General features: G+C 30.2%; 5 protein-coding genes. 3 read left to right on the plus strand and 2 right to left on the minus strand.

Translation table 11 applies throughout. The annotated features are described in order from the left end of the window. Window positions 1–77: 77 nt before the first annotated feature. Window positions 78–1,370 carry an adenylosuccinate lyase gene (gene purB, locus E6A48_RS05435; protein WP_013244258.1) on the minus strand — a complete coding sequence of 431 codons (1,293 nt, stop codon included), beginning with the start codon at window positions 1,368–1,370 and terminating at the stop codon, window positions 78–80. Between the two features lie 161 nt (window positions 1,371–1,531). Here purB and E6A48_RS05440 point away from each other — a divergent pair, with 161 nt between their 5' ends. The 3 genes from E6A48_RS05440 to E6A48_RS05450 all read left to right on the plus strand — a co-directional run bounded on the left by E6A48_RS05440 (window position 1,532) and on the right by E6A48_RS05450 (window position 4,290). Continuing rightward, window positions 1,532–1,918 (plus strand): DUF4234 domain-containing protein, encoded by a 387-nt coding sequence (locus E6A48_RS05440; protein ID WP_219709057.1) that lies wholly within the window; start codon window positions 1,532–1,534, stop codon window positions 1,916–1,918. 106 nt (window positions 1,919–2,024) lie between these two features. After that, on the plus strand, window positions 2,025–3,086 hold the full coding sequence (locus E6A48_RS05445; protein WP_219709058.1) for an NAD(P)-dependent alcohol dehydrogenase: 1,062 nt from the start codon (window positions 2,025–2,027) through the stop codon (window positions 3,084–3,086). Between the two features lie 121 nt (window positions 3,087–3,207). Continuing rightward, complete coding sequence (locus tag E6A48_RS05450) at window positions 3,208–4,290, plus strand: GTP-binding protein (protein ID WP_219709059.1); 1,083 nt, start codon at window positions 3,208–3,210, stop codon at window positions 4,288–4,290. On the opposite strand, the gene E6A48_RS05455 is transcribed toward E6A48_RS05450, so the two are convergent. Further along, window positions 4,287–6,287, minus strand: a complete 2,001-nt coding sequence (locus tag E6A48_RS05455) for an ATP-dependent helicase (protein WP_219709060.1) — start codon at window positions 6,285–6,287, stop codon at window positions 4,287–4,289. The genes E6A48_RS05450 and E6A48_RS05455 overlap by 4 nt on opposite strands. Window positions 6,288–6,380 lie beyond the last annotated feature (93 nt).

The following is a 6,380-nucleotide window of genomic DNA, read 5'->3' on the forward strand; positions in this document are numbered from 1 at the left end:
CTTTGACGAAGTCCACACCGTGTAAGGCGGGAAAAAGAACAAAATAAAAAGTTAGAAATTTTTAGTATAATAAAAAATTATATTCCAAATCTTTTCATTATAACATCTATATTTCTCAAATAATATGCATAGTCAAAACAGTCATCAATTTCTTTAGAGCTTAAATATTTTGTTATATCTTCATCTTTGTGAACATTCTCTCTAAAGTCTTCATTGTTTAGCCATTTTTTCATTGCATTTCTTTGTACCCATCTATAAGCATTATCTCTGTCTATGCCTTTATTAACTAAGCTTATCAATATTCTTTGGCTGAAAATCAAACCGCCTGTTTTTTCAATATTAGCTTTCATAGCATCAGGGTAAATTAAAAGTTTGTCTACTATATCAATAAACTTATTAAGAGCATAGTCTACTGCTATTGTAGAATCTGGAAGTATAACTCTCTCTACTGATGAATGGCTTATATCTCTCTCGTGCCAAAGAGTGATATCTTCCAAAGAAGCTAATGCATTTCCTCTTACAAGTCTAGCTAAACCAGATATTCTCTCACAAGTGATAGGGTTTCTTTTATGAGGCATAGCAGATGAGCCTTTTTGCTTTTCGCTGAAATACTCTTCTGCTTCTCTAATATCTGTTCTCTGAAGGTTTCTAATTTCTGTAGCAAATTTCTCTAATGAACTAGCAACTATTGCTAAAGTAGTAAGATATTGTGCGTGCCTATCTCTCTGTATTATTTGAGTAGAAACTCTGTCAGCTTCTATACCTAATTTTTTACATACAATTTCTTCTATGCGTGGGTCAATGTTGCTGTATGTTCCAACTGCACCAGAAAGCTTACCAACTGATACTTGTTTTTTTGCTTCTTCTACACGTTTAATATTTCTTTCGTTTTCATCATACCATAAAATGAATTTTAAACCTAATGTCATAGGCTCGGCATGTATACCGTGAGTACGTCCTATACAAGGAGTGTATTTATGCTCTTTAGCTCTTCTTAATAATACTTCAGATAATCTTTTTAAATCTTCTAATATAATTTCAGCTGATTTTTTCATCATTACAGCTAATGCAGTATCTTTTACATCGCTTGAAGTTAAGCCTTTATGTATATACTGTCCGCCTTCTCCAACATTTTCTTGAACAGCCGTTACAAATGATATAATATCATGATTAGTTTCTTTTTCTATTTCAGCAATTCTTTCAACTGTGAAAGTAGCTTTTTCTTTAATTCTTTTTACAGCTTCCTGAGGTATCTCTCCAATTTCAGCCATAGCCTCGCAAGCTGCAATTTCTACATCAAGCATAACTTGAAACTCATTTTGTAAGCTCCAAAGTTCACCCATCTCTTTTCTAGTGTATCTTTTAATCATATTTATATCCTATAAAAATAATAATAAAGCAATTATATAAATTTTTAATTATAATTTCAATATTATTTATTTTATCACTAATATATAAAAAAATAGTATTATAATTGACTTTTTTTAAAAATAAATTATGCTATACCCAATTAATTATTAGGAGATGTTTTATGAAAAATGAAAATATTAAATCAGTGCCAATGCTAGTAATATTAAGTGTTGTAACATGCGGAATATATTATTTGTATTGGTTATATAAAACAACAGATTCTATAAAAAACTTTATGGATAATGCAGAAATAAATCCAACATTAGAATTAATACTATGTTTATTTATACCATTCTATCAATTATACTGGTTCTATAAATATTCTAGAATAATATATAAAGATATGACTTCAAAAGTAGGTATAGATAATACAGAAGATGCTTCTGTTTTACTTCTTGTACTTTCATTTGTTGGTTTAGGTATAGTTTCAGCTGCTATTATACAAGATAAATTGAATAGCATATACTCAAAAATGGGAACTGATAATATAACTTCTCAGGCTAATTAATATAAATTTAGTAAAATAGTTAAGTTTTCATACTCTAACTTTGACAATTGCTATTATATTTATATACTATAAATTAGGTATAATTTAAATATAAAAGGAGAAGAATATGAAAGGTTATGCTATGTTAAAAATAGGTCAATCAGGCTGGATTGAAAAAGACAGACCTGCTTGCGGACCTACAGACGCACTTGTAAAACCTTTAGCTGTAGCTATATGTACTTCTGATGTTCACACATTATGGGAAGGAGCTATAGGTGAAAGACATAACATGATATTAGGTCATGAAGCTTGCGGTGAAGTTGTAGAAGTTGGAAGTTTAGTAAAAGACTTTAAACCTGGTGACAAAGTATTAATTCCTGCTATTACTCCTGATTGGAATAGCGTAGAGGCTCAAGCTGGTTATTCTATGCATTCAGGCGGTATGCTTGCTGGTTGGAAATTCTCTAACTTTAAAGACGGTGTGTTTGGTGAAGTATTCCATGTTAATGATGCTGATGGTAACTTGGCTATTTTACCTAGTAATATTGACCCTGTAGATGCTTGTATGCTTTCTGACATGGTTCCTACTGGTTTCCATGGTGCAGAATTAGCTGATGTACAATATGGTGACAGTGTACTTGTTATAGGTATTGGACCTGTTGGACTTATGGGTGTAGCTGGTGCTGCTTTAAGAGGAGCTTCAAGGATTATTGCTGTTGGTACTAGACCTAATTGTGTTGAGGCTGCTAAGAAATATGGTGCTGAAGAGTTCATTAGTTATAAAAATGGTCCTATAGATGAACAAGTTCTTAAAATGACTAATGGTAAAGGTGTTGATAAAGTTATTATTGCTGGCGGTGGTGTTGAAACTTTTGCTGAAGCTGTTCGTTCACTAAAAGCTGGCGGTAAAATTGGTAACGTTAACTATTTAGGTAAAGGTGATTATATACAAATACCTAGAGTTGAATGGGGTGTTGGTATGGGTCATAAAGCTATATTTGGCGGACTTATGCCTGGCGGAAGACTTAGAATGGAAAAACTTGGTTCATTAGTTGCTTCTGGAAAATTAAATGTACATCATCTTGTTTCTCATGTATTTGAAGGTTGGGATAACCTTGAAAAAGCTTTATTTATGATGAGAGATAAACCTGCAGATTTAATTAAACCTGTAGTAAGAATTGAAAAATAAATAATAGTTTAATAATAAGAGCTGGCATATATTTTTTAATATTTGTCAGCTTTTTTTGTAATTAGTATAATATTTTGTTATAATGTTTTTATGTAATTTATAAATAATTTAAGGAAGTAAAATGAAAATACTCATAGTGTCTGGCTTTTTAGGTGCTGGTAAAACTACTCTCATTAAAGAAATGGCTAAAAAAACTAAAAGAGATTTTGTGATAATGGAAAATGAGTATGGTGATGTAGATATTGATTCTAATGTGCTTAAAGATGAGGGTATGAATATATGGGAGCTTACTGAAGGGTGTGTATGCTGTACTATGAAAAAAGATTTTGCTTCTTCTATTCTCACTATTGCTAATTCTTTAGACCCTGAATATTTAATAGTAGAGCCTACTGGGGTTGCAAAGCTTAGTAATATTATAAAAAACATAAAACAAATTGAATATGACAGAATTACATTATTAAAGCCAATCACTATAATAGACGGAAATGCTTTTGATTCTTTTATTTCTTCTTATGATGATATTTATATTGACCAGCTTATAAATACTTCAAAGATTATTATATCAAAGATGGAGAGTAAGGATAAAGAGGATAATGAAGAGCTTGTAAAGAAGATTAAAAATATATTGAAAAAAAATGATAGGGATATTGATATAATTTCTGAGCATTATTCTAATAAGGATAAAGATTTTTGGGAGTCTATATTAAAAAACTTTTTAGATGAGAAGTATGCTCTAAAAGAATCTTTAAATAAAAATACAGAAGAGTATATGCCTGATTCTATAAGCATGAAAGGCTGCAGTGTAGGAAGTGAGGGAGAGTTTATAGTACTTATTGAAGACATTATACATGGAAGGTTTGGTTATGTGGCTCGCTCTAAGGGTTTTATAAAGTGCGGTGAATCTGTTTTGAGGTATGATGTTGTGGGGGACAGATATGCTATTACTGGTGCTAGTGAAGATGATGAACTTGAAATAGTGTTTATAGGAAAAGATTTAAATAGAAGTTTACTTAGAGAAATATTTCAGCCTATTTATAGAGAGAACATCAAAAGAAAAGAAAATGATAATCATGAAGAGCATCATCATAGCGAAGATTGTCAGCATCATGAGCATAATCATAGTAAAGACTGCCATCATCATGATGAAGAGTGTTGTCATGACGGAGAATGTCATCACCATGATGAGGAAAATCATCATCATTAATAATCAAATGCATCCTCATCTATTTCTATATAATAGCTATTAGCCTTTTCTTTTATATATAATAAAGATTTTGGTATCTCCATTAAAAATGATGAAGGAGCTTGTTCCATAGTGCCTGAGCTTATTCTTCTTCTTTTTGCGTATGTGAGGTAAAGTTTTTGTTTTGCTCTTGTAATTGCTACATAAAAAAGTCTTCTCTCTTCTTCTATGCCGTTTTCTTCTTCGAGTGAAAAGTAATGAGGAAATACTCCATGTTCAAGCCCTGTAATAAATACAACTTCAAACTCTAATCCTTTGGCATTATGAACTGTCATGAGAGTGATTGCATCTTCTTTATCTTCGTTGCTATTGTCTTTATATAGTGTTGTTTCTTCTAAAAATCCTCTTATATTTAAACTGCTTTCTGGGTTTTCATAATTATAATTTAAATAACTGTAGTATGCATTAAAAAGCTCTTTTATATTGTCTTCTGCTGTTGCTATTCTTATATTGCCATCGCTTTTAAATATTGAAAAATAATCTATTTCCTTTAGAAACTCAAAAAATACTCCTTCTATATGCTGAGGGTCTTCTTCTATTTTTTTTGAATATTTCTCTAATATGTTTTTATATTCTTTAATGTTGTTAAGAGCTTTTTTTGAAATATTAGATTCTTCTATAATATCTATTGCATCATAGAGTGTGAGATTTTTTTTATCTGCGAATGCTTCAAACTGTGCAAAAGTTTTTTCTCCTATTCCTCTTGTTGGAGTGTTTATAGTTCTTCTTATACTAAAGTTATCATTAAATCCTGTAATAAGCCTCAAAAAAGAAATGCTGTCTTTAATCTCTGCTCTTTCATAAAACCCAACGCCTCCCACTATTTTATAATTAATAGAATGAGCCATAAGTTCTTTTTCGTATGCTCTTGATTGGCTGTTGGTTCTAAACAATATAACTATATCTTTTGCTTCAAAACCTTCATCAAACAATAATTCAATTTCATTAGCAACCGATTTTGCCTCTTCATAATCTGTATAGCATATCCAATTTTCTATTTTATAATCACTTTTTTTGTTTGAAAAAACATTTTTTGTGTGTCTATGGCTATTATTTTTTATTACATTCAAAGCCACTTCAACTACATTTTTCGGGCATCTATAATTTTCTTCAAGGCGAATTATTTTAGTGTTTTCAAAATCGTTTTCAAAGTTCAATATATTAGATACATTTGCTCCCCTAAAGGCATATATACTCTGGTCATCATCTCCTACAACGGTTAATTGATTATCTGGAGTTTGTTTATTATTTTTTTGAGAGAGCATTTTTATTAATTTGTATTGCTGCAAGTTTGTATCTTGAAACTCATCAACTAAAATATATTTAAACTTTTTTTTATAAAACTCAAGTATATTTTTTTCTTTTTCAAATAGTTTTATGGTGTTGAGTATTAAATCATCAAAGTCCATTACATTTTCTTTAACTTCATACTCTGTGTATTTATCATATACTTTTTTGTAATACTCCTCTTCAAAACCAATATCATATCTCATTTCATTTTTTATAGCAGATATATATCTTGAAACATCTTTTGGTTTTATAGATTTTGGAGTGTTTTCTTCTTTCATTATTTTTTTTATAACACTTAATCTATCACCCTCGTCCAAAATAAGAAAGTCTTCTCTATAATTTAAATATTGAGCATTGTCTTTTAATATTCTCAAACATGCAGAGTGAAATGTTCTTATAAACAGCCTAAATGGTTTTATATCTGGAAGCATAGAGCATACTCTTGCTTTCATTTCATTGGCTGCCTTATTTGTAAAAGTTACAGCCATTATATTTTCTGGTTTTATATTTTTTTCTGTTATAAGGTAAGCTATTTTTTTGGTAATAACTAAAGTTTTACCGCTTCCAGCACCAGCCAATAGGAGAAGAGGGCTATCTATATGAAGCACACCTTCTCTTTGATTTTCGTTTAATCCGTTAAGTAAATCATTTCGTTTATTATTATCCATAAATATAAAACTCTAATTTTTGTAATATACTAAAAAATTTAAAACTTTTTTCAATTTTTCTCCTGTTCTTTTTCCCGCCTTCGCGGTGCGGAC

It is taken from the genome of Brachyspira pilosicoli, assembly GCF_019402445.1.
Classification (GTDB): Bacteria; Spirochaetota; Brachyspiria; order Brachyspirales; family Brachyspiraceae; genus Brachyspira; species Brachyspira pilosicoli_B.

Coding starts and splice junctions, on each gene's coding strand:
- purB (WP_013244258.1), bottom strand. CDS start 1,370: ATGATTAAAAGATACACTAGAAAAGAGATGGGTGAACTTTGGAGCTTA.
- E6A48_RS05440 (WP_219709057.1), top strand. CDS start 1,532: ATGAAAAATGAAAATATTAAATCAGTGCCAATGCTAGTAATATTAAGT.
- E6A48_RS05445 (WP_219709058.1), top strand. CDS start 2,025: ATGAAAGGTTATGCTATGTTAAAAATAGGTCAATCAGGCTGGATTGAA.
- E6A48_RS05450 (WP_219709059.1), top strand. CDS start 3,208: ATGAAAATACTCATAGTGTCTGGCTTTTTAGGTGCTGGTAAAACTACT.
- E6A48_RS05455 (WP_219709060.1), bottom strand. CDS start 6,287: ATGGATAATAATAAACGAAATGATTTACTTAACGGATTAAACGAAAAT.